Here is a 21,060-nt window from a genome sequence, read left to right on the forward strand (position 1 = left end):
CTCCTGGGCATCGCCACCACCAAAGGCCCAATCTCCTACGATATGTTGATCGCGCCGGAAGCAAAGGGATAAGCCTTATTTACGATTTCGTCGGCATAAGAGAAGCTGAATCTGTTTTCTATTTTTTTTAAAATACTCCTGGGGTTTGCGCAGAGTTCTTCAAAGCAAATTAAAAACACCCGGTCTGGCGCCTTCTTTTTGACCTCCAAGGCCAACTCGAGGATGCGCGTGGTTGTAAAGGCAATACGGATTTCATCCGACTCTTCTAATACTTTCTCGTGTCCTGGCAGAAAGACATTTCCATAAAATCCACTTGGATAGCCTTGGAAGTGCGGGTCATAGCTCGGATCCCGCCAGCGCCGCAGGATTGAGCGCCAAACGGCGCGCGGGTCCCGGACGACAATGACATGGCGCGCCTCGGGAAAGACCCTATCAATAATTTCAGTCATCAGGACATAGGTCGGCATCTTGTCCAGCGGCGGCTTGGGTTGGTGACTCCGAGCCCAAGGCAATGCCGCGCCTGCGCGCGCATAACGTCGCCGCACTTCCTCCGTGTCAAGTTTCCCGCAGTCCTTGAGAGTCAGCGGTGCGTGCATTTCCCACTCCCCCGGCCGTTCCCAGGGAAGTCCGACGCCTGACCAATAATGAAGGATTCCTTCGATCGGTTTGAGTGAGCCCGTGCTGGGTTTCGAGCCGTAGGTCGGATCAAATAGACCCTTCTTTCGGTCACCATACGTGCCAGTATATGAGAAGGCGCCTGAGAGAGCGAAAACGTCAAGGACGACATGAGTGCCGCTCTCCCCGTTTCCCGAAATGAATACGGGGGCCTGAAGGTCAGCAACCTGCTTCCTCATGGGCTGCGAAAGCTTGAAAAGATAACTCTTAAGGTTCATGCCAATCCTCGACCGAATCGATAGAGGTGTGCTCAGTCGGCAGGGGGCGGCCTTGGCCATTTCGGATCAGCACCCAAGCCTGCCCAGACTGCTTCAGAGGGCGCTCGAAATGTCGTCCGCGATGACCCGCGCGACTCGCGCCGGAGAAAACACGGTGTCGAGCATGGCCGCGCCGTTGCGCCCGATCATGCGGCGCAGGACGGCGTCCCGGGCCAGATCGGCGACCAGCCCGGCGACCTCGGCCGGGGTCTCGCCGAGCATGGCGTTGCGGCCGTGCTCGATCTCCGGCATGGCCTCGCGGCTGTCGCCGAAGCCCACCACCGCCGCCCCCAGCGACCAGGCGTGCAGGAAGCGGGTATGACCGACCTTGAACTTCTGGCTGTTGTTGGCGACCAGGAAGACCGGCGCCGACAGCATCTCGGCGTCCAGGTCCTCGACGAAGCCCCGGATCCTGATGTGCGGGTCCCGCAGGTGCGGCGCGACCGCCGGATGCGGCTGGCCGCCGCCGAACAGGTGGATCTCGAACCCGCCGTCCCCCAGCAGGCGCTTGAGTTCGGGCAGGATCTCGCAGCCCAGGGTGAGCAGGCCGTAACTGTTGCCGGTGGCGAACAGGTTGCCGACGTTGCCGACGATCTTGACGGGCGCGGTCTGCTCGCGGGCGTCACGCTCGGCCTCCCAGTCCTGGCGGACGGCGGCCGGCCACATATTCTGCAGGTAGACGGCCTTGATCCCCGCCGCGCGGTAGTCGGCGGCGTCGTTGGCGGCCACGTTCCACATCCGGTCCAGCCGTCGCACGACCCGCATGTGCGCGCTCTTGGTGATCTGGCGCCGGATCGTGTTGCGGGCGCTGGCAAGGGCGGAGCGTCCGTGCAGGCGTTCGGCCAGGTCCAGGCGGGCGTCCAGCACCTTGTGGTCGGGGTTGCCCGCATAGCTGAAGCGGCGTGGCACCGGCAGGGTGCTGACAAGGTTGGTGGCGGTCTCCGACCACAGGGTGAGGGCCGCATCCGGCCGCCGGTCGCCGAGCGCGCGCATCAGCGCCGGGCCGCCGTCGATGCCCGTCAGCATGCGTTCGGGGCGGCCGCGCAGGGCGCACATCAGGCGTTTGGCCGGGCCACGGGCGCCGGCGGACGTGGCGGGGACGATCACGGGCTCCAGGAACTCCACGCCCAGCGCGCGCAGGGCCTCGATCTCCGTCTGGGCCGCCGCCGGGATCGCCGCGACTTCCGGCCCGACGAAGGCATAGGTGATCCGGAAGGCGCCGGACCGAGCCAGCTCGTGCGTGATCTCGTGGCTGATGACGTTGGCCGCCTCGCGGTTGGCGACGACATGGGGCCAGACGCCCGAGGCGATCAGCAGGTGCGGTCGTTGTGTCATGGCGAGGCTCTGCTCTGGAAAGGCTAGGGGGCCGAGGACGGCGCGGCTGGCTGTGCCCGTTCACGGAAGGCGACGAACTGGCGCAGGTTGTGGCGCAGCAGCACCGCGCCGACAGCGGCGATCGCCGCCAGAACGAGCGCGCGCTCCACCAGCCCGGGGGCGGCCAGATCGGCCCAGAGGTAGGCCGCCACGCTCAGCGCCAGCCCCACCGCCAGATGGGCCTCGCGCAGGGGCAGGGGCGCCACACGCCGGGCCCAGACGACGATGATCGCGCGCTGGATCAGCGATTGCAGCACCAGCGCCCCGGCCACGGCGATGGCCCCGAGGACCGGGACGGCGGCCACCATCGCCGCGATGGCCACCGCGATGCTGATCGTCAGCGCGTGGGACACCTTCGCCCCCTGAAGCCGCGCGATCAGCAGATACTGTTCGCGGATGCCCAGCGTCTGCAGCAGCAGCGCGAGCAGCAGAAGGAAGGCCAGCGGGGTCGCCTCGACGAACTTGCCGTTGGTCAGCAGGCCGATGACGTCCCGGCCGAACAGCGCGAAGCCGATGCAGCCCAGCGCGATGCCGCTTTGTGCGAGCTGCCACGTCGCCAGCGACGTCTTGAACGGCGGGTCCGGTTCCGCCGCCTCGCGCAGGGCCAGGGGATGGATGGCGAGGGTAATGGACTTCAGGCCCCGCATGGCCAGATTGCGATACAACTGGGCGTGGGCGAACAGGCCCAACTCGCCCACGCCGACCCATGCGCCGATATAGCTGCGCTCGAACAGGGACCGCCCGACCTCCGCCATGCGCGCGCCGCCGAGCGCCAGGGCGGACCGGCGCATGTCCGCGAACCAGGATCGCTCGATCCGGATCCGGACTTGCCGCCGCAGCGCGAACACACTGAACGCCAGCAGCGCCACCTGTCCGGCCGCGTAGCCCAGGAACAGGGCCAGGTGCGGCCACGGCACCACGTACAGGAACCACAGCGTGGTCAGGCCGTTCACCACCGACTGCCCCACCGTGCCCGCGGCGAAGGTGATCGCGCGGCCCCGCAGGATCAGCACGTCCGTGCAGACCATCCACGGCACCGCCAGGGCGGTGGCGACGATGGCGATCTGAAGGCCGGCCATGCCGCCCGGCGTCAGGTCGAACAGCAGCGGGGCCACGGCGTAGGTGAGGGGCGCCAGCAGGAGCACGCCCACGAGGCCCGCCGCCGCCGCCGCCACCAGGGCCGTGCTGACGAGCCCGGCGGCGCGCGCCCCCGTGGCGCTCGGCAGGAACTCCTGCAGCACGTAGCCGGGGGCGGCCTGCGCCAGCCCCGTGACCAGCCCGGCCAGGCCCACCGCAAGGGCGAGGGCGCCGTACTCGTCCGGCCCGATGATCCGGGTGGCCAGTGGAATGACCGCCAGGGCCACGGCCGTGCTGAGCAGGCTGGCCCCAAGATAAACCACGGATTGCGAGGCTAGTCGCGCCACAGGCGCCCCCCGGTCTCTGCGGACGGGCTGGTGGTCATCGGGCGTCCCCGACCGCATTGTCTACTGCCGCCTCCCCGTCGCCCGGGTGGATGCAGATGAACGCCTGCTGCATGCTGTTGCCGATGAACGGCTCAAAGCGCAGCGCCGGGTGACGCTCGCGGAATTCGCGCCACGCGCGCCGTTCACCCCGGTCCGGGTCGCCGTGGAAGCAGTTCCAGTCGTCGAACACGATGATGGTGCCCGTCTGCAGGAAGTCCTTGCAGAACTCCAGGACGGGCACGGTCGAGGCGTACAGGTCGCAGTCCACATAGATGACGGCGGCCCGGGTGGGCAGCAATTCCGTCTTCAGGGCCGGTGTCAGGCTGGCGTCGTAGAAGCCCTTGACCGTGCGCAGCCGGTCCCGGGGGATGCCGTGGCGCACGCAGATCTCGGTGAACCGGCGTTCCTCGGTCTTCAGCTTGCCCTCTTCCCAGACGTCCTGTTCGTCGATGGTGTCGATCTTCGGCAGGCCCTCGAAGGAATCGAAGGCGATGTACGACCAGTCCAAAAGGTGGTGGAAGCTGTCCCAGGCCATTCGCATGGTGTTGGCCTCGTGCGAGCCGAACTCCATGTAATAGCCGTCAATGGGCCGGTTGGTGTGGGCGAACTGGGCGATGCCCATGAACAGCCGCCGGCGGTCGTCATGCTGGAACGCCGTATAGGAATCCCGGATCCACTTCTGCCGGGCCGACAGAAGCGGCGAGTTGACGACACCCGATCCGAACCGGAACAGCTTTTTCACCGGCGCCGGGGCCTGCTGATACACGGGGTACAGCGTTGTGCGCACCCTGTCCTGCCAACTCGTCATGGCCACGTTCCATCCTCAGTCTGGCTCACGGTCCGGTCGTGTGCGGCACTGTCCTGCACGGCCGCGATGAGATGTTGCACCCGAAGGCCCTCGGCGAACCCGGGCACGAGACCCGCCGCATCGGGGCCGCGCACCGCCGCCACGAAGCGTTCGGCCAGCGCCCGCACCGGCGGGATGCGGCCGTCGCCCTCGCTCTCGGCCGGGTCGTGCATCTGTTCGTCCGCCAGCACCCCGGCGCCCGTCAGGGAAAATCCGCGCATGTAGTCCGGCGTCGGGTTGTCCAGGACCAGCGACCCCTCCGCCCCCACCACGTGCCACAGGTGGCGGTGCAGGCCGGGGTTGGCGTTGCCCACGACCGCCGACAGCGTGCCGCCGTTCGCGAAGGTAAGCCGCACCTCGGCCAGATCGTCGGCGGACGAGCCGGCCTCCGGCGCGGCCGTCGCCGTCAGATGCGCCTGGATCCGGCAGACCGGCCCGAACAGCCATTCGGCCAGATACAGCAGGTGGCTGGCCAACAGGGTCATTACGCCGCCCTCGTCCTGCCCGGTCTTCCAGTTGGACAGGCCCTTGCGCAGCGCATAGGACTCCACCAGCCAGGTGACCTGGACGTGACGCAACCGGCCCAGGCGGCCGGTCCGCACCAGATCGTGCAGGCGCCCGAAGGCCGGCAGCATGGCGAACTGGAAGTCCACCGCCGTCGGGATACCTCGCGCGGCCTCCGCCAGCCGCTGCGCGGTGGCCACGTCCGGGCCAAGCGGTTTTTCGCAGAACACCGCGCAGCCCGCCTCCAGGGCCGGCAGAACCGCCGCCGCCACGGCGCGCGGCGGGACGGCGATGGTGACGATGTCCGGCGCCAGGGCCAACAGGTCCCTGATCCCGGCCACGCCCCGGGGTACACCCATCCGGTCGGCCGCGGCCTGCGCTTTGACAGCGTCCCGCCCGGCCAGTCCGACCACCTCCACGCCGGGCAGGCTGGCGAAGGCCGGCACGTGCGCCGCCGCGCCAAACCCCAGGCCCAGCGTGGCCACGCGCAACGTCCGACTCCCTGACACGCCGCGACCGGCCCGGACTGGCGTCATTCGATGATCCGGGGCGTGGGCAGCGGCGCGATGAAGCGACCGCGATAGCCCTTCCTGCGCAGCACCTCGGCCAGTTCGTCGGCGATGTGCCACGACAGCAGCAGGGCATAGTCCGGCTGTTCATCGAACAGCATGGCCTCGTCCACCACGGGGATGCGGGTTCCGGGAATGTACTTGTTCAGCTTGTGGGAGCTGGAGACCTCCAGCACCGCCTCGACCATGCCGTCATCCAGGCCGGTGTAGGCGATCAGCGTGCTGGCGCGCGACGGCGCGCCGATGCCCACGATGCGCACACCGGGCTTGCGGATGTCGTTGAGCAGGGCATACAGCTCGACCTTGGAGCGCACGACGGCCTCGCGGAAGGTCTGCAGGGCGCTGCCGTCCGTGATCCCGGCCGCCGCTTCGTCGGCCAGCCGCTCGGCGACCGAGGGGCGCACGTCGTATGTGCCCGGGCGCGCGGCATAGACCCGGATCGAGCCGCCGTGGGTCGGGATGCGCTTGACGTGGAACACCTCCAGGCCGTGATCGCCCAGCAGGCGCATCAACGAGCCGAGCGCGTAGTAGCGCAGGTGCTCGTGGTAGATCGTGTCGTACTGCACGGTCTGAACCAGATCGAGCAGGTAGTGGGATTCCGAGACGAACACGCCGTCCGGGGCCAGCAGATCGACAATGCCGGCGGTCACCTCGTGCGGCTGGGCGATGTGCGCGAACACGTTGGCCGCAGTCACCAGCTTGGCCGTGCCGTGGCTTTCGGCGACACGGGCGGCGGTCTCGCGCCCGAAATAGGCGGTCAGCGTCTCGATGCCGTTGCGGCGGGCGACGTCGCCGGCCTGCGAGGGCTCGATGCCGAGCACACGGTTGCCCGCCGTGTGGAAGTTGGCCAGAAGGGTGCCGTCGTTGGAGCCGACATCGATCACCAGGTCATCGGCCGACAGGCCCAGGATGTCCTGTGCCTCCGCCTGCAGGTCGGCGAAGTTGCGGCTGAGGATCTTCGTCGTGCCGCTGAGGTACGGATAGGAGTGCGGGAACAGCACCTCCGCCGAAACCTCCTGGCCGATCTGGACCAGCCCGCAGTCGCCGCAGCGCAGCAGTTCCAGTGGAAAGGCCGGCTGCTCGTCGGCGCGCTCGCCCAGCGGCGGCATGGTGTTCACCGGGGGCACGTAGCCCAGGAACAGCAGCGAAGCCAGATCGGCCGAGCCGCAGATCTGGCAGGCCGTGATTGGATGCGAATGGCTGGCGGTCATGGCTCTGTCGGTCCCATCAATCAGGCGGAAGAGGAGCGGAGGTCCTGGTGGTCACGGTACCATTGGACCACCGGCGGCAGGCCCTGGGCGAGCGGCACGGACGGCGTGAACCCGAGGGCGCGGAGCTTGGCGATGTCCGGGCAGCGGCGCCGCGTCTCGCCGGCGGGGGCCGGACGAGACCGCAGGTCGGGCTCGCGCCCGAACACGGCGAACACCTGCCGGGTCAGGTCGGCGATCCGGACCTCGTCCGGGTTGCCGATGTGATAGACGTTGCGGGGCTCGCCCTTGCGGATCGCCACCAGCAGGCCGTCGGTGAAATCGTCCACATGGATGAAGGCCCGGGTCTGCTGGCCGTCGCCGTGAATCTCGAACGGCACCGGCCCGTCGTCCGGGGCGGCCGCGATGGCCTGCATGGCGCGGCTGGTGATCTCCGGAATGACATGCTCCCAGCCCATGTCCGGGCCGTACACGTTGTGCGGGCGGAACACGATGGTTCGCGTCGGGCCCTCCAGCGCGTAGTTCAGCGCGATCAGCTCGCTGGCCAGCTTGCTGCCACCGTAGGAATAGCGGGTATTGAGCACGTCCGGCACGACCAGGGGCACGTCTTCCGGTGTCGGAATCTGCTGCGGCGACTGGTACGCCTCGGAGCTGGACGCCACCACCAGATCGTCCACGCCGTGGGCGCGGCAGGCATCGATGACGTTCAGGATGCCGCGCACCGCCACGTCGATGACCAGTTCGGGCTGTTCGTAGAAGAAGCGGGTGCCGTTCACGGCGCTCATATGCACCACGCGGTCCACGCCGGCGGTTGCGGCCTTGACGGCCTCGGGGTCGCGGATGTCCGCCACCACAAGATCGATCGCGTCGGCGGCATCGCCCAGTCGGCGGGGCCGCCCGCGCCAGTTGTTGTCGAGAACGCGGACCCGCTCGCCGTCGGCGACGAGGCGGCGCACGAGAGCGGCACCGAGAAAGCCGGTCCCGCCGGTCACCAGAGTCAGGGGTGTAGACATGAAAGCCTCGAACAGAGAACGTCAGGCGGTTGTGGGGCGGACGGCGCCGTGGCTGCCCAGGGCGAAGTAGGCGCATCCCGGGGCGAGGCACAGTTCGCGGCCGTCAAACCCGTTCCAGTAGTCGTAGATCAGCCCCGGGCGGGCCATCGTGTGGCTCAGGGTCTCGATCGGCATGGCCGAGAAATCCGGATGATTGTTGGCGATCACCACCAGGTGCGCGCCGTTCATGGCATCCGCCAAGGTCCCGGTCGGGGCCAGTCCCATCGCCTGGATGCCGGCGGCCGGGACGACCGAGTCATAGCCCCGGTATTCGGCGTCGGGGAAGTGCCCGCGCAGGGCGGCCAGGATCGGCCGGGCCATGGTGCCGCGCAGGTCGTCGGTGGCCGGCCGCCCCTTGAAGGCAAGACCCATCAGCGCGATGACCGGGCGCTCGGGGAACCCACCCAGCGCGCGAGCGGTGCCGGCCAGGAAGTCCATGGTCTCCTGCGGCTGGCGCTCGTTCAGGCGGCGGGCGGTCAGGGTGATGTCCGGCGCGATGCCGTAGCGCTCCAGGCCCTCGGCCAGGATGTAGGGATCCTTCTCCAGGCAGGGGCCGCCCACCGGGCCGGGCATCGGCAGGTTGGTGCGTGGATAGCCCAGCTTGCCGGCGGCGATCACCTCGCGGGCGCTGACGCCGATGGCGTCGCAGACACGGGCGACCTCGTTGGCGTAGGCGAACTGCACGTCGCGCTGGGCGTTGTCCACCAGCTTGATCATCTCGGCCGTCTCGGGGTCGCGCACGCGCACGATGGTGGGGGTGACGAACTGGAACAACTGCGCGGCGCGGATGGTGGCCGCCATGGTGCTGCCGCCGACGATCTGCGGCAGCGCGCGCAGTTCCTGGAGGGCCACGCCTTCCAGGGTGCGTTCCGGGCAGAACGCCAGATCGAAGGGCACACCCGCCGTCTCCAGGATGGGCACGGCCACGGCGCGCGTGGTGCCCAGGCGCACGGTGGAGCGCAGAAGCACCAGGGCGTTCTCCGGCATGGCCGCGGCCACCTCGCCGGTTGCGCGCTCGATCATGTCCAGACGAGCCCGGCCGTCGGGACCCAGCGGTGTGCCCACCGTGATGATGAACACGCGGGAGCGGTGATCGTCCGGGATGGCCGTCTCGACCCGCAGCGTCCCCCGGTCGAGCACCCGGCGAAGCTGGTCCTCCAGCCCCGGTTCGTGGAAGTGCGGCCGGCCCTGGCGCAGGCCCTCGACGACCTCGGGCCGGACCTCAACGCCCAGCACGTCAAAGCCGATATCGGCCATGGTCGCGGCCAGGGTGAGCCCGACATAGCCGAGACCCAGGATGCAGATCGAACGGTCAGGAAAACTCTCGGGCACCAGCATGGGGGTCAACGCCTCGGAAGAAGGCCACGGGTGAGGGCGAGCCCCACCAGGGCGACGTGGGACGCCAGGGCGAGTTCGCCGCGCCCGACAAGCTGCATGAAGTCATCCAGGTCCAGGGGGTCCGCCAGCACGCCCTCCTCGGGCTGCCAGTCGGGCACGGGGCGCAGCGAGTCGCTCCAGAAGCCATGCAGCCGCGCACTCAGGCGGCCGGTATCGGCGTACATGGCGCCCAGCGGCACGATGCGGTCGGCGGAGAAGCCGCTTTCCTCCTCCAGTTCGCGCCGCGCGCAGTCCTCCGGGGTCTCGCCGGGTTCCAGCAGGCCGGCGGGCAGTTCCAGCGACCAGGCCTGCACGGCCGGGCGGTACTGCCGCACCAGCGGGACGCGGCCGTCGGGCGTCAGCGCCAGAATGGCGACGTAGTCGGCCGTCCGCATGGAATGGAACGTGCGCGGTTCCGCCGCCGGGGCGTCCTGGATGCGGGTCTCGATCAACTCCGTCCACGGCGACAGGCGATCGCTGCGGCACGACACCACGCGGGGAAAGGCCGGTGCGTCCATGGTGTCCTGTCCCCCGGTCATCCCGATGCCGCCCCGTCCGCACCGCCAGAGTCCGCGCGCCCCGATTCCGCGTGCGCGAGCATCGCTTCGGCGAGGGCGAAGTCCAGCGGTGTGTTGATGTCCACGGCCTCGGCCTCGTCCACCACCACGGCCAGCCAGTCGTCGCAGACCAGCGAGCCGGTGGCCCGCAGGAAGTCCGTCCGGGCGACATAGACGGTGCTGCTTTCGATGTGGAACGCCTGCCGGTCCTGACGGCGCCGGGGCGCGCCGGGCACCAGCGGCCGGAACATACCGTCGGCGACGCGGCCGATGTTGGCGCGGCTTTCGGTCACGGTCATCAGCGAGCGGCCGTCATGGGCAACGATGTGGTCCATGCAGGCGGCGATGGTCGCGGGCCGGCGGAAGGGCGAGGTGGGTTCCAGCACCATGACGTAGTCGAAGGCCTCGCCGGCGGCCTCCAGCGTGTCCAGGGCGTGCAGCAGCGCCCATTCGGTCGGCGCGGTGTCCGTCGCCAGGTCGGCCGGCCGGTGCACCACGCGCCCGTCGTATTGCGCGGCGGTGGCGGCGATCGTCTCGTCGTCCGTCGAGACCACCACGGCATCCAGCGCCGGCACCGCCGCCGCCTGCGCCAGCGTATGCGCCAGCAGCGGCCGCCCGCCCAGCGAGCGGATGTTCTTGCCGGGCACCGACTTGGAGCCGCCGCGCGCCGGGACGACCGCCAGAAAGCGTTTCCCGTCAATCACGGTCCGCCCCCGTTCCGGTGGGCCGAAAGGTGTCTTGCATCGCCACGGTCACGTCTCGGACCAGTTCGTCCAGTTGTCGTGAATGACGCTGTCGGCGATGCGGCGGATGCCCTCCTCCAGCGTCACCTTCGGCGCGAAGCCGAGGTCCTTCACCGCCAGACTGTTGTCGCAGTAGCGGATGAGGATTTCCCGTTCCGGCGCGCGGTCGGAGCTTTCCAGGGGCACGTAATCCACGGACAGGCCGGAGTCTGGCTTGAGGGTGGCGATGACCTTCCGGGCGGCTTCGGTCAGCGTGAAGACCTCGCGCGAGTTGCCGATGTTGAAGACCCGGTTGCGGGCCACCGGGTTTTCCAGGATGGCCCGCACCCCCTCGACCGAATCCTGCACATGGCAGAAGGAGCGGACCTGCGAGCCGTCGCCGTAGACCTGGGGGTTCTTGCCCTCCAGGACCCGCTTGACGAACCGGGACACCACGAACTGGGCGACCTGGCCTTCACCGTAGGTGTTGAAGAAGCGGACGATGGTGTAGTCGATGGACGGATGAAGCTGGTGATAGCCCTTGGTCAGTTCCTCCGCCGCCAGCTTGGAGACGGCGTAGACCGTCTTGCCTTTCGTCTCCACGCCTTCATGGACCGGATTGGATGTGGGCTCGCCGTACACCTCGGAGGACGACGCCAGCACGAAATGTCCGATGCCGTTCTGGACGCAGGCGTTCAGCACGTTTTCGGTGCCGTTGACGTTGATGTCCATGCACAGCAGCCGGTTTTCCTCGGTGCGGCGCACCCCCAGCATGGCCGCCAGATGGACGACGGCGGTGCAGCCCTTCGCGGCCAGGGTGACCGACCAGCGGTCCATGATGGTGCCGACCTGAATGGCCACGTCGCCACGCGCCTGAAGGTCCTCAATCTCCTTCTGGCGCCGGGCGAACTGCTCGCCCAGGTCGAACAGGGTCAGGGCATAGCCATGATCCACGAGGTGACGCGCCAGCGTCAGGCCGATCAGGCCGCTGCCGCCAGTGATGAAGATCCGTTCGGTCATGGACGGTCAGGCCTTTGCGTTCAGCATTGAGAAATCATACCAGCGGCCGATGAGTTTGACTCAACCCACCCTGGGCACCCCACAGCGGGCACCCAAACGTTTAGGAATGGCACCGCGAAGCGGTGCCAGGGCGGCACCGGCCCTCTCCCCCACCCGGCCACCCACAGGATACTCGCGTTGGGTGGCCGGGTGGGGGAGAGGGCCGGCCACGGACTCCAACGGTCATCGTCAGATGCCGTTGGGATCAGAGGCACCAAGCAGCGCCAGACCGTATTCCTCGGTCAGCATGCGCCGCAGGCCCTGTTCCAGGTCCACGGCGGCGCTGAACCCCAGAGCGGTGGCCGCGCCGCGGGTGTCGGCGTACGAATGCAGGATCTCGCCGGCCCGCCAGGGGCGGTGGTCGGGGTCCGGGCGCTCAGGGAGCCGGCCCGCTTCCACCAGCAGGCCGCTGAGCACGGTGTAGAGCGTGTCCAGCCGGGTTGCAACGCCGGTGGCCACGTTGTACACGCCGCCCGCCTGCGCCGGCCCCGCCTCGGCGGCGGCCAGGATGGCGTCGCACACGTTGGCGACGTGGACGAAATCCCGCGTGGCGCTGCCGTCGCCGAACAGGATGGCCTGGTCGCCCTTCAGCAGGCGCTCGGTCCAGCGCGGGATGACCGCCGCGTAGCCGCCGCTGGGATCCTGCCAGGCCCCGAACACGTTGAAGAACCGCAGACCGATCATGGTCAGGTCCGGGTTCAGGACCGAAAAGCCGCCGGCATAGGCCTCGTTGGCCAGCTTGCTCGCGGCATAGGGGCTCATGGGGCGAGTTTCGGCCGTCTCCGGCAGCGGCAGCGCGGGGTTGTCGCCGTAGACGGCGCAACTGGAGGCATACACCAGATGCGACACCCCGGCCTGTCCGGCCGCGCGGGCCACCCGCATGAAGCCGGTGGTGTTGATCTCGTGGGTTTCCTCCGGCCGGTCGATGGACCGGATCACCGCCACCTGCGCCGCCAGATGCGCCACCGCATCGCACCCCGCGATGGCCCGCTCCAGGGTCGCGGGGTCGAGCATGTCGCCCTCGATGAAGTGGAAGCGGTCGCCGCAGACCCGCTCCAGCCGCTCGATGTTGGCGCGCCGGCCGGAAAAGAAGTTGTCGAGGCCGACGACCGTGTCGCCGCGCTCGGCGAGGGTGCGGGCCAGGGTGCTGCCGATGAATCCGGCGGCCCCGGTCACCAGCCAGCGGCGCGGCCGGGTCGGGGCGGCGTCGGCGGGGAGGGTAGGCGACATGGTCAACTCCGCGCGCGGCCGCGCCCGGCGGTCCTCCCGGGGGAGGCGCAGCCGCCGGACGGTCGGCCGCTCAGAACGTGGTTTCCTTGTCCATCAGACGGCGGTCGATGGTCAGGTCGCGCAGGATGGCGCAGATACGGGGCCCGGACTGGCCGTCCCCGTAGGGATTGACGGCCCCGTCGCAGGCCCGGCGGAACGCCGCGTCGGTCAGCGCGGTGCCGATGGCGGCCCGCACGGCGTCCTGGGTGGTGTCGCAGTTCAGGATATTGCTCGCCTGCGGGCGGCCGCGCTGGCGGTTGCCGATGTTGACCACCGGCACGCGGAACGAGGGCGCTTCCAGGATGCCGCTCGACGAGTTCCCGACCAGCGCCGCCGCGTTGTAGAGCAACTGGAAGTACGTGTCGCGCTCCAGGTTGGCGACGGCGGTAATGGCCGGGTGGGCCTTGTAGGTCTCGATGACGCGGACGATCTCGCCGTAGCCCAGATCGCTGTTGGGATAGATCCAGATCACCGGCAGCCCGCTGTCCAGGCAGGCATCCAGCGTGGCCTTCATCTGGGCGCCGGCGTCCTCGCGCTCCGCCATCACGGGGTGCTGGACCAGCAGCAGATAGGGCCGCGACAGGTCGATGGCGCGGCCGTCGATCTCCACGGCATCGGCCGAGAAGTCGCGGTTGATGTCGTCCAACTGCGGGGCGCCGGTGTTGTGGATGCGGAAGTCCTGCTCACCCAGGTTCCGCAGCCGCTGCGCGCTGTCCTCGCACGAGGCGAAATGCACATGGGCCAGCTTGGCGATGGCGTAGCGCGCGGCGTCGTCGATGTGGCCGGACTTGTCGCCGGCCTGGATGTGGGCGACCGGCAAGCCCATGTAGGCCGCCGTCACGCACAGGGTCAGGGTCTCCGCGCGGTCGCCCGACAACAGCACGACGTCGGGCGCCAGCCGCTCCATGGCGTCGGCGAAACCGGCCATGGCCGTTCCCATGGCCTTCGACCAGGCGCCGGCTCCGCCGCCGTCCGGCGCCAGGGGCACTTCGGCATCGACGGGAAAGCCGTCGGTGCGGATCAGGTCCACGCTGTTGCCCATGTCCGGCATCAGGTGCATCCCCGTGACCAGGGTCAGGCACTCCAACTCCGGCACGGACCGCATCGCCCGCATGACGTTGCGCGAATAGCCGTAGGTGGCCCGCGATTCCAGGGTGACGAGGATGCGCCGCTTGCTCATCGGCCGATGTCCGCCCACAGGACCTGGCGATCCGGACCGATGTCGGCGGCGGCGGTCTGGCCGATGACGGCCTCCAGGTCCTTAGCCGGGATCACCCCCGGGCCGGGGCTGGGCCGCTTGACCGACACCATGTCGGCGGTGATGGTCGCGCCCTTGGCGATGGGCTTGACCGACACCACGCTTTCGCGCGCCCAGGCGACGATTTCCTTCTCCTCGGGGAAGATGGTTCGCTCGGCCCCCCGGGCTTCCCAGACGGCGCGGGCGCCGCGCGCCAGCTCGCGCAGCTCGTCCGGCTCGATGGAGGACTTGTGGTCCGGGCCGGGCAGGGTGCGGTCCAGCGAGAAGTGCTTCTCGATGATGCAGGCCCCCAGCGCCACCGCGCCCAGCGACGTGTAGATGCCGATGCTGTGGTCCGAGAGCCCGATGGGCACGCCGTAGCGCTCGGCGTAGATCGGGATGACCCCCAGGTTGACGCGGTCATAGGGGCAGGGATAGGCCGACACGCAGTGCGTCAGCGCGAACGGGGTGCCGGTGGCGCGCAGCACCGCGACCGTCTCGTCCACTTCGCCCAATTCGGTCATGCCGGTCGAGACGATCATCGGCTTGCCCTTGCCGGCGATGTGGCGCTGAAGGGGATGGTTGGTGCACTCCCCGGACCCGACCTTGTAGGCGGGCACGCCGATCTGGGTCGCCAGCAGGTCGGCGGAGGCGGCCGAGAACGGGGTGCACAGGTAGTCGATGCCGATGTGCTCGCACAGCGCCTTGAGTTCCAGGTGCTCGGCGATGCTCAGGTTGGTGCGGTCCAGCGTGTCGTACAGCGGATCGTCGAAGTTGGCCGACTGCGGGGCATCGCGGAGCATCTCGTCGTCCAGCACGTGAAGCTGGAACTTGATCGCGTCGGCACCGGCGGCGCGGGCGTGGAACACCATCTCGCGCGCGATGCGGATGTCGCCTTCGTGATTGATGCAGGCTTCCGCGATCACGTAGGGGGGATGATCGGGGCCCACGCGGCGCCCGTTGATCTCGAAATCGGCCATCTCGGTTATCCCTGAAAGGTCGTTGGTCTGCACGGGGCGCGCCGTCCCGCTCGACGCCCGCGATGAGCGCGGCGCAAGGATGCCAAGGGTCCCCGGCGGACGCAAGCCGCCCGCCCGGGCGCCGTCAGGCGCCCGACGCCGAGGCGGGCGCGCGGGGCTCCCCGGTCTCGTGGGTCGAGACGAACTCGCCTGAGGACGGCGTTGTGATGTGGTAGGCCGCCCGCGTGACGGGCCCGACGGAGTCCGCCAGCAGCCGTTCGGCCTCGGCGGAGGTCATGGCCGGGATCTCGTCGTCCAGCTTGCCGCCGTCCAGCCGCACGATGTCGTAGACCTGCGAAAACGGGGTGGCGAGATACTGGAAAGGCCCGCCGCGCGGGCCCACCAGCAGGCCGCCGTTGCCCTTGAAGCGGTCCTGCCGCTTGGCGTTCAGGCTGTGGCCGATCAGCATCTCGTCGCCGCGGCCGGCCACGCCGCGCACCACGTATCCCAGGTCGCTGTCGGTGGGCAACTGGGGCGTGCGTCCGATGTACAGGTTGCCGCCGCCCCGCAGGTCCCGCGCCTTCTTGGACCCGAAGGTGTCCGAGAAGACCAGCCCCTGCGATGTGGGCACGATGTCGTGGACCCCCCGGTTGGGGAACCCGGCCGTGACCACGTCCGTGCCGTCCATGAACCCCAGCAGGGAGCCGATATGCCCGCCGTTGTGGGTTGTGAACCAGAGGACATCCCCGGCGGCATAGACGCTGTTCAGGTGGTTCTGGTCGGCGCTGATGGGAAAGCCCGAGGCATCCGTGATCGGGTACAGGCTCGTTTTCAGGGCACCCGAGTCCGCATCGACGAGATCGACGCTGTTCTTCCTGGTGTTCGCGACGTAGATCGTCCGGTTCCGCACGTAGATCTGATGGATGCGGTCGGAGTGGTACTTGGTTTCCAACTGGTAGACGACCCGCATGGGGTCCAGGCGGATGCCGTCGGGCGTGTCGTGAAACGCCCCCGCGACGATGAGGGACCAGTTGGCGAGATTGACGGAGGCATACAGAGTGCCGTCCTCCACCCCCACGCCGAAGGTGCCGAAGGGCAGCACGGGCGACAGCCCCGCGCGCGTGGCGAGGTAGATGCCCCGGTCCGTGGAGACGAAATAGCGGCCCCGGAGGCCGCGCAGCGCCTCTGCGGGCGTCCCGGATCCGGGGACCTTCGGCCGCCGCAGGAACCCGCGCAGGCGCCACAGGTCGCGGGCCCCACCGGCGGCGTCCTTCAGGTGTGATGCCGCGAGGCGCAACAGGGGCGTGGTCATGGGGTCAACATCGCTTTCAGGAACCAGACTCTCGGTGATGGGGCGGCCTGTGATGGGGCGGCGGGCCTTGTGCCGGGCGGGAGTTGCAGTCCCGGCCGGACCGTTTTCATCCCCATCCTTGGGCGAAGCTGTCCGGACTGGGCTGCAAGCCCCGTCCGGCATGCAGATACCTAGTCCGTTGCATCGCCTCCGCCGCTTCGTCGGCCGGGATCACTCGTCCACGCTACCGCACTCCGGGTGAACCGCACCCGGAGGCCATACGCTCAAGCTCTCGCATCCCCGCCCGCGCGCCGAAACGCCGGGCGCCCGGCTTACCCGGCCTGCCGGATGCCGGTGTGATGCGTGGTCACGCGGACCGTGCGGCCCAGCAGATCGAGCAGCACCGTGACCCGATCCGCGTCCGCCATGGTCTCGAAGCGGGCCACCAGATCCCGGAAGGGTCCGTCCTCGATCACCACGTGTTCACCGGGATGGAAGGTCGGGGCGGGAGGCGGTCCGTCTCCCGCCTCGGACTCCCGCACCATCAGGGCTTCGACCAGCCCGTCCGGCAGCGGTGCGGGCCGCTCGCCCCATCCGATCAAAGATTGGACCCCGACCGTCCCGTTGATTGCATGCCATGGCTGGCGGTCCACGTCCAGCGACGTGAACAGATAGCGCGGAAACAGGGGCCGAAGGACGGTCTCGACCCGGCGGGCGTGCCGGCGCGTCCGCGCCAGACGGGGGCAGTACACCTCGTATCCCTGGCGACGCAGGTGGAAGGTGGCCTTGTCCTCGGCCCGGGCCTGGGTATGGACGGCGTACCAGCGTTTCATGTCATGGGCCCGCGCGGTCCGATCCATCGTCAAACGGGGGCGGGTCCGGCAGCTCCGACGCCTCGGGCGGGCGCAGGAAGGCGGGCGCCAGCAGTCGGTCGGGCGCCAGGCCGGCGGATTCGGCCGTTGCCCGCCGGGTCGCCGCATCCAGCATCGTCGTCAGCAGGAGGGCATCCAGCGTCCGCCCGTCGGCCAGATCCCGCGCCGCCGCGACATCGGCCACCACCGGGACGCCGGACCTTGTCTGTCCGGCCTGCTCCGGCACGATCAGGGCGACCGGCTGGATCCCCGCCTCCTGGGCGCCCATCAGCGCGAGATCGGCCATCTCGCCCGGGCCCAGAATGGCAAGGCGCGTCCAGCCCTGGCGCTGGCAGGTGGCGGCCTCGGTCGCGAAGGCATCCCGTGTCTCGCGCACGACGTGCAGCGAATGTTCGATGAACTGCAGGGTCAGGCGGGACTTCTCGGCGAATCCCTGGGGCGTGAGGTAATAGGCATAGCGCCGCGCCGGCGCCGTGCTCACCTTGACCAGCCCCTTGGCCACGGCGCGCCGCAGCACCGCGTTGGTCAGGCCCAGCGCGATGCCCATGCGGGTGGCAAGGCCGCGCTGAGTCTGACGCGGGTCGGACTCGATGGCCCTCAGAAGGTCGAGGGTGACATCATCGGTGGCGATCGGCCCATCGGAGGCCTGGGGGCAGTCCATGTTCATGAGATGAACGTTTACGGCACGGCGCCCGCCATGTCAAAAGTGGAACGACCACTCTGATCGATCGGCGAGGATCCGGACGCATCCGGTCCATCGCCTCCGCCGCGTCGCGGCGCCGGCCCGGGCGGGCCGGAATCAACCAAGGACCGGCCCTTCATGCACGTCTTCCACCCCAGTATTCTGCGCCGCTATGACATCCGGGGCATTGTCGGCGAGACCCTGTCAGAGGCCGACGCCCGCGCCATCGGGCGCGCCTTCGCCACCCAGGCGGCGGCCGTGGACGCCAGTCCGTCGGTCGCGGTCGGGTTCGATGGCCGCCTGTCCTCACCGGCCCTGGAGGCCGCATTGGTGGAGGGCCTGAGCGATGCCGGCGCGTCGGCGGTGCGGGTCGGCCTCGGTCCGACGCCGATGGCCTACTTCGCCCATGCCCACCTGAAGACCACGGGCATGATCCAGGTGACGGGCTCGCACAATCCGCCCGACCACAACGGCTTCAAGATGATGCTGGCGGGCAAGCCCTTCTTCGGCGGCGATATTGAACGTCTGGGGGCCATTGCCGCCGACGGCGCCTGGGCCGACGGACAGGGGTCCCGGCGGGACGAGGATGTCTCCGACGCCTATCTGGCCGCGCTGGACGGCGGGTTTACGCCGGGCGGCCGGCCGCTGTCGGTGGTCTGGGACCCGGGCAACGGCGCCGCCGGGGTCCTGACGGAACGCCTGATCGCCCGCCTGCCGGGCCGCCATGCCGTCATCAACGCCGCCATCGACGGGCGCTTCCCGAACCACCACCCGGACCCGACCGATCCCGCCACCCTGCGTCAGCTTCAGGCGGCGGTGGCCGAGCAGGGGGCCGACCTGGGCATCGCCTTCGACGGCGACGGCGACCGGCTCGGCGTGATCGACGGCCGGGGGCGCATCCTGTGGGGCGACCAGTACCTTCTGTTGCTGGCGCGCGAGGTGCTGGAGGCCCACCCCGGCGCGCCGATCCTGGCCGACGTCAAGGCCAGCCAGACCCTGTTCGATGAGATCGCCGCCATGGGCGGCAAGCCGGTCATCACCGCCACCGGCCATTCGCTCATCAAGACCCGCATGGCCGAGCTGGGCGCGCCCCTGGCCGGCGAGATGAGCGGCCATGTCTTCTTCGCGGATCGGTATTACGGCTTCGACGATGCGCTGTATGCGGCCGTCCGGCTGCTGTCCGTGGTGGCCCGGCTGCCGGGCACGCTGGCGGACTGGTTCGACACCATCCCGCGTCCCCTCAACACGCCCGAACTGCGCATCGACTGCCCGGACGAGAAAAAAGCGGCCGTGGTGGACGGCGTGCGCGCCCGGCTGAAGGCCGCCGGCGCCGAGGTGTCCGAGGTGGACGGCGTGCGCGTTTCCCGCGATGGCGGGTGGTGGCTGCTGCGGGCCTCCAACACCCAGGCCGTGCTGGTGGCCCGGGCCGAGGCGCCCGACCAGGCCGCCCTCGGCGCTCTGGTGGACGAGATCGCGGCCCAGGTCAGCCGCGAGGGTCTGGACCCGGCCGCGCTGCGGGCCGCGGCCGGGCTCTCGTAGGTCCGCACCGGCCCCGGTCCGGCCCAAGGTCTTCCCAAACGGCAAAAAAAAAGCAGGATCCCGCCCCATGACCTCTCCGACGTCCGCCGAGCGCCCGCTGATCCCCGTCGTGCTGTCCGGAGGGTCCGGGACCCGCCTGTGGCCGCTGTCACGCGCCGGCTATCCCAAGCAGTTCCTGCCGCTGGCCGGGGGCGCGCACTCGCTGATCCAGCAGACGGTGGCGCGGGTGAGCGGACCCGGCTTCGCCGCGCCCCTGATCGTCTGCAACGACGAGCACCGCTTCCTTGTGGCCGAGCAGATGCGCGCCATCCGATGCGAGCCCGAGGCGATCATCCTGGAGCCGGTGGGCCGCAACACCGCGCCGGCGGTGGCGGTCGCGGCCCTGCGCGCGCTGGCGGCGGCCGAAAGCGGGGCCGACGCGCTGCTTCTGGTGCTGCCCTCCGACCATGTCATCCAGGACGTCGCGGCCTTCCACGCCGCGCTGACGGTGGGGCGACAGGCCGCCGAGGCCGGCCGGCTGGTGACCTTCGGCATCACGCCCACCGCGCCGGAGACGGGGTACGGCTACATCCAGGCCGAGGCGCCGCTGCCCGGGGCGGATGGCGCGTTCGCGCTGCACCGATTCGTGGAAAAGCCCGACGAGGAGACGGCGCGCGGCTATGTGGCGGACGGGTCCTATTCCTGGAACAGCGGCATCTTCCTGCTGTCGGCGCGGGCCTATCTGGACGAGCTGGAGGCCCACGCGCCCGCCATCCTGGCGGCGGCCCGGGCCGCGCTGGAGGGCGCGGCGTCCGACCTCACGTTCCTGCGTCTGGATGCCACGGCCTTTGCCACCGCGCCGTCGGACTCCATCGACTACGCCGTCATGGAGCACACGCGCCGGGGCGCCGTGGTGCCGGTGGACATGGGGTGGAGCGACCTGGGCGCCTGGTCGTCGCTGTGGGACCTGGGCGAGAAGGACGCCCACGGCAACGTCAGCCGGGGCGACGTGATCCTGGAGGACACCGCGTCGAGCTACGTTCAGTCCGAGGCCGGGCTGGTCGCCGTCAGCGGGCTGTCGGACGTGATCGTCATCGCCACCGACGATGCCGTGCTGGTCTGTCCGCGCCACGGGGCGCAGGGCGTCAAGCAGGTGGTGGACCGCCTCAAGGCCGCCGGCCGCCAGGAATTCAGCCTGCACACCACCGTGCACCGGCCCTGGGGCAGCTATCGCGGGGTGGATGCGGGCGAGCGCTATCAGGTCAAGCGCATCGTGGTGCACCCGGGCGAGCGGCTGTCGCTGCAGATGCACTACCACCGCGCCGAGCACTGGATCGTCGTCCATGGGATGGCGCGGGTGACGCGCGGCGAGGAAACCGTCCTGCTGGGCGAGAACGAATCGACCTTCATCCGCCCCGGGCAGGTCCACCAGTTGGAGAACCCGGGCAAGGTCCCCCTGCACCTGATCGAGGTGCAGTCGGGCACCTATCTGGGCGAGGACGACATCGTGCGGCTGGAGGATCGGTACGGCCGCGTTTCCAGCGGAACCGGCGCCGCATCCTGACGGG

The 21,060-nt window shown here is 69.4% G+C and carries 18 protein-coding genes and 1 pseudogene; 2 read left to right on the forward strand and 17 right to left on the reverse strand.

What is annotated here, in order from left to right; genetic code table 11:
- Positions 1 to 107: 107 nt before the first annotated feature.
- From GHC57_RS12880 to GHC57_RS12960, 17 genes and pseudogenes are all read right to left on the reverse strand, one after another.
- Positions 108 to 953 (reverse strand): annotated as a pseudogene (locus tag GHC57_RS12880) (sulfotransferase); the annotation flags it as partial.
- 33 nt (positions 954 to 986) lie between these two features.
- Positions 987 to 2,267, reverse strand: a complete 1,281-nt coding sequence (locus tag GHC57_RS12885; RefSeq protein WP_153344870.1) for a glycosyltransferase — start codon at positions 2,265 to 2,267, stop codon at positions 987 to 989.
- 23 nt (positions 2,268 to 2,290) lie between these two features.
- On the reverse strand, positions 2,291 to 3,730 hold the full coding sequence (locus GHC57_RS12890) for a lipopolysaccharide biosynthesis protein (RefSeq protein ID WP_153344872.1): 1,440 nt from the start codon (positions 3,728 to 3,730) through the stop codon (positions 2,291 to 2,293).
- Between the two features lie 34 nt (positions 3,731 to 3,764).
- A complete protein-coding gene (locus GHC57_RS12895) occupies positions 3,765 to 4,577 on the reverse strand; it encodes a TylF/MycF/NovP-related O-methyltransferase (protein ID WP_153344873.1) in 813 nt (270 codons plus the stop codon).
- Positions 4,574 to 5,605 (reverse strand): Gfo/Idh/MocA family oxidoreductase, encoded by a 1,032-nt coding sequence (locus tag GHC57_RS12900; protein WP_170294869.1) that lies wholly within the window; start codon positions 5,603 to 5,605, stop codon positions 4,574 to 4,576. Before GHC57_RS12900 ends, GHC57_RS12895 begins: the two co-directional genes overlap by 4 nt.
- A 47-nt stretch (positions 5,606 to 5,652) precedes the next feature.
- Positions 5,653 to 6,900: a class I SAM-dependent methyltransferase gene (locus GHC57_RS12905; RefSeq protein ID WP_153344877.1), complete on the reverse strand. Its 1,248-nt coding sequence runs from the start codon at positions 6,898 to 6,900 to the stop codon at positions 5,653 to 5,655.
- A gap of 20 nt (positions 6,901 to 6,920) precedes the next feature.
- Entirely contained in the window at positions 6,921 to 7,910 is a 990-nt protein-coding gene (locus GHC57_RS12910; RefSeq protein ID WP_153344881.1) for an NAD-dependent epimerase/dehydratase family protein, read from the reverse strand.
- Positions 7,911 to 7,931: 21 nt separating this feature from the next.
- Entirely contained in the window at positions 7,932 to 9,287 is a 1,356-nt protein-coding gene (locus GHC57_RS12915; protein WP_153344883.1) for a nucleotide sugar dehydrogenase, read from the reverse strand.
- A gap of 5 nt (positions 9,288 to 9,292) precedes the next feature.
- Positions 9,293 to 9,844, reverse strand: a complete 552-nt coding sequence (locus GHC57_RS20300; RefSeq protein ID WP_281354727.1) for an NUDIX hydrolase — start codon at positions 9,842 to 9,844, stop codon at positions 9,293 to 9,295.
- A 17-nt stretch (positions 9,845 to 9,861) separates the two neighbouring features.
- The gene (locus tag GHC57_RS12925) at positions 9,862 to 10,587 is read right to left on the reverse strand and encodes a cytidylyltransferase domain-containing protein (RefSeq protein ID WP_153344885.1); all 726 of its coding nucleotides are present in this window, start codon (positions 10,585 to 10,587) and stop codon (positions 9,862 to 9,864) included.
- A gap of 48 nt (positions 10,588 to 10,635) precedes the next feature.
- Entirely contained in the window at positions 10,636 to 11,625 is a 990-nt protein-coding gene (locus GHC57_RS12930) for an NAD-dependent epimerase/dehydratase family protein (RefSeq protein ID WP_153344887.1), read from the reverse strand.
- A 228-nt stretch (positions 11,626 to 11,853) separates the two neighbouring features.
- The gene (locus GHC57_RS12935) at positions 11,854 to 12,894 is read right to left on the reverse strand and encodes an SDR family NAD(P)-dependent oxidoreductase (RefSeq protein WP_153344889.1); all 1,041 of its coding nucleotides are present in this window, start codon (positions 12,892 to 12,894) and stop codon (positions 11,854 to 11,856) included.
- A gap of 70 nt (positions 12,895 to 12,964) precedes the next feature.
- Positions 12,965 to 14,113: a UDP-N-acetylglucosamine 2-epimerase gene (gene neuC, locus GHC57_RS12940; RefSeq protein WP_153344891.1), complete on the reverse strand. Its 1,149-nt coding sequence runs from the start codon at positions 14,111 to 14,113 to the stop codon at positions 12,965 to 12,967.
- Positions 14,110 to 15,150 (reverse strand): N-acetylneuraminate synthase family protein, encoded by a 1,041-nt coding sequence (locus GHC57_RS12945; RefSeq protein WP_153344893.1) that lies wholly within the window; start codon positions 15,148 to 15,150, stop codon positions 14,110 to 14,112. The genes neuC and GHC57_RS12945 overlap by 4 nt, the downstream gene beginning before the upstream one ends.
- A 124-nt stretch (positions 15,151 to 15,274) precedes the next feature.
- The gene (locus GHC57_RS12950; RefSeq protein ID WP_153344895.1) at positions 15,275 to 16,441 is read right to left on the reverse strand and encodes a YncE family protein; all 1,167 of its coding nucleotides are present in this window, start codon (positions 16,439 to 16,441) and stop codon (positions 15,275 to 15,277) included.
- A 311-nt stretch (positions 16,442 to 16,752) separates the two neighbouring features.
- Complete coding sequence (nusG, locus tag GHC57_RS12955; protein WP_153344897.1) at positions 16,753 to 17,253, reverse strand: transcription termination/antitermination protein NusG; 501 nt, start codon at positions 17,251 to 17,253, stop codon at positions 16,753 to 16,755.
- Position 17,254: 1 nt separating this feature from the next.
- Entirely contained in the window at positions 17,255 to 17,959 is a 705-nt protein-coding gene (locus tag GHC57_RS12960) for a winged helix-turn-helix transcriptional regulator (protein ID WP_153344899.1), read from the reverse strand.
- Between the two features lie 153 nt (positions 17,960 to 18,112).
- Here GHC57_RS12960 and pgmG point away from each other — a divergent pair, with 153 nt between their 5' ends.
- Both pgmG and GHC57_RS12970 read left to right on the forward strand, forming a co-directional pair.
- Entirely contained in the window at positions 18,113 to 19,513 is a 1,401-nt protein-coding gene (gene pgmG / locus GHC57_RS12965; protein ID WP_153344901.1) for a phosphoglucomutase/phosphomannomutase PgmG, read from the forward strand.
- Positions 19,514 to 19,580: 67 nt separating this feature from the next.
- Complete coding sequence (locus GHC57_RS12970) at positions 19,581 to 21,056, forward strand: mannose-1-phosphate guanylyltransferase/mannose-6-phosphate isomerase (RefSeq protein WP_153344903.1); 1,476 nt, start codon at positions 19,581 to 19,583, stop codon at positions 21,054 to 21,056.
- The last annotated feature ends 4 nt before the right edge of the window (positions 21,057 to 21,060 follow it).

It is taken from the genome of Roseospira navarrensis, from assembly GCF_009601025.1.
GTDB classification, from domain to species: Bacteria; Pseudomonadota; Alphaproteobacteria; order Rhodospirillales; family Rhodospirillaceae; genus Rhodospira; species Rhodospira navarrensis.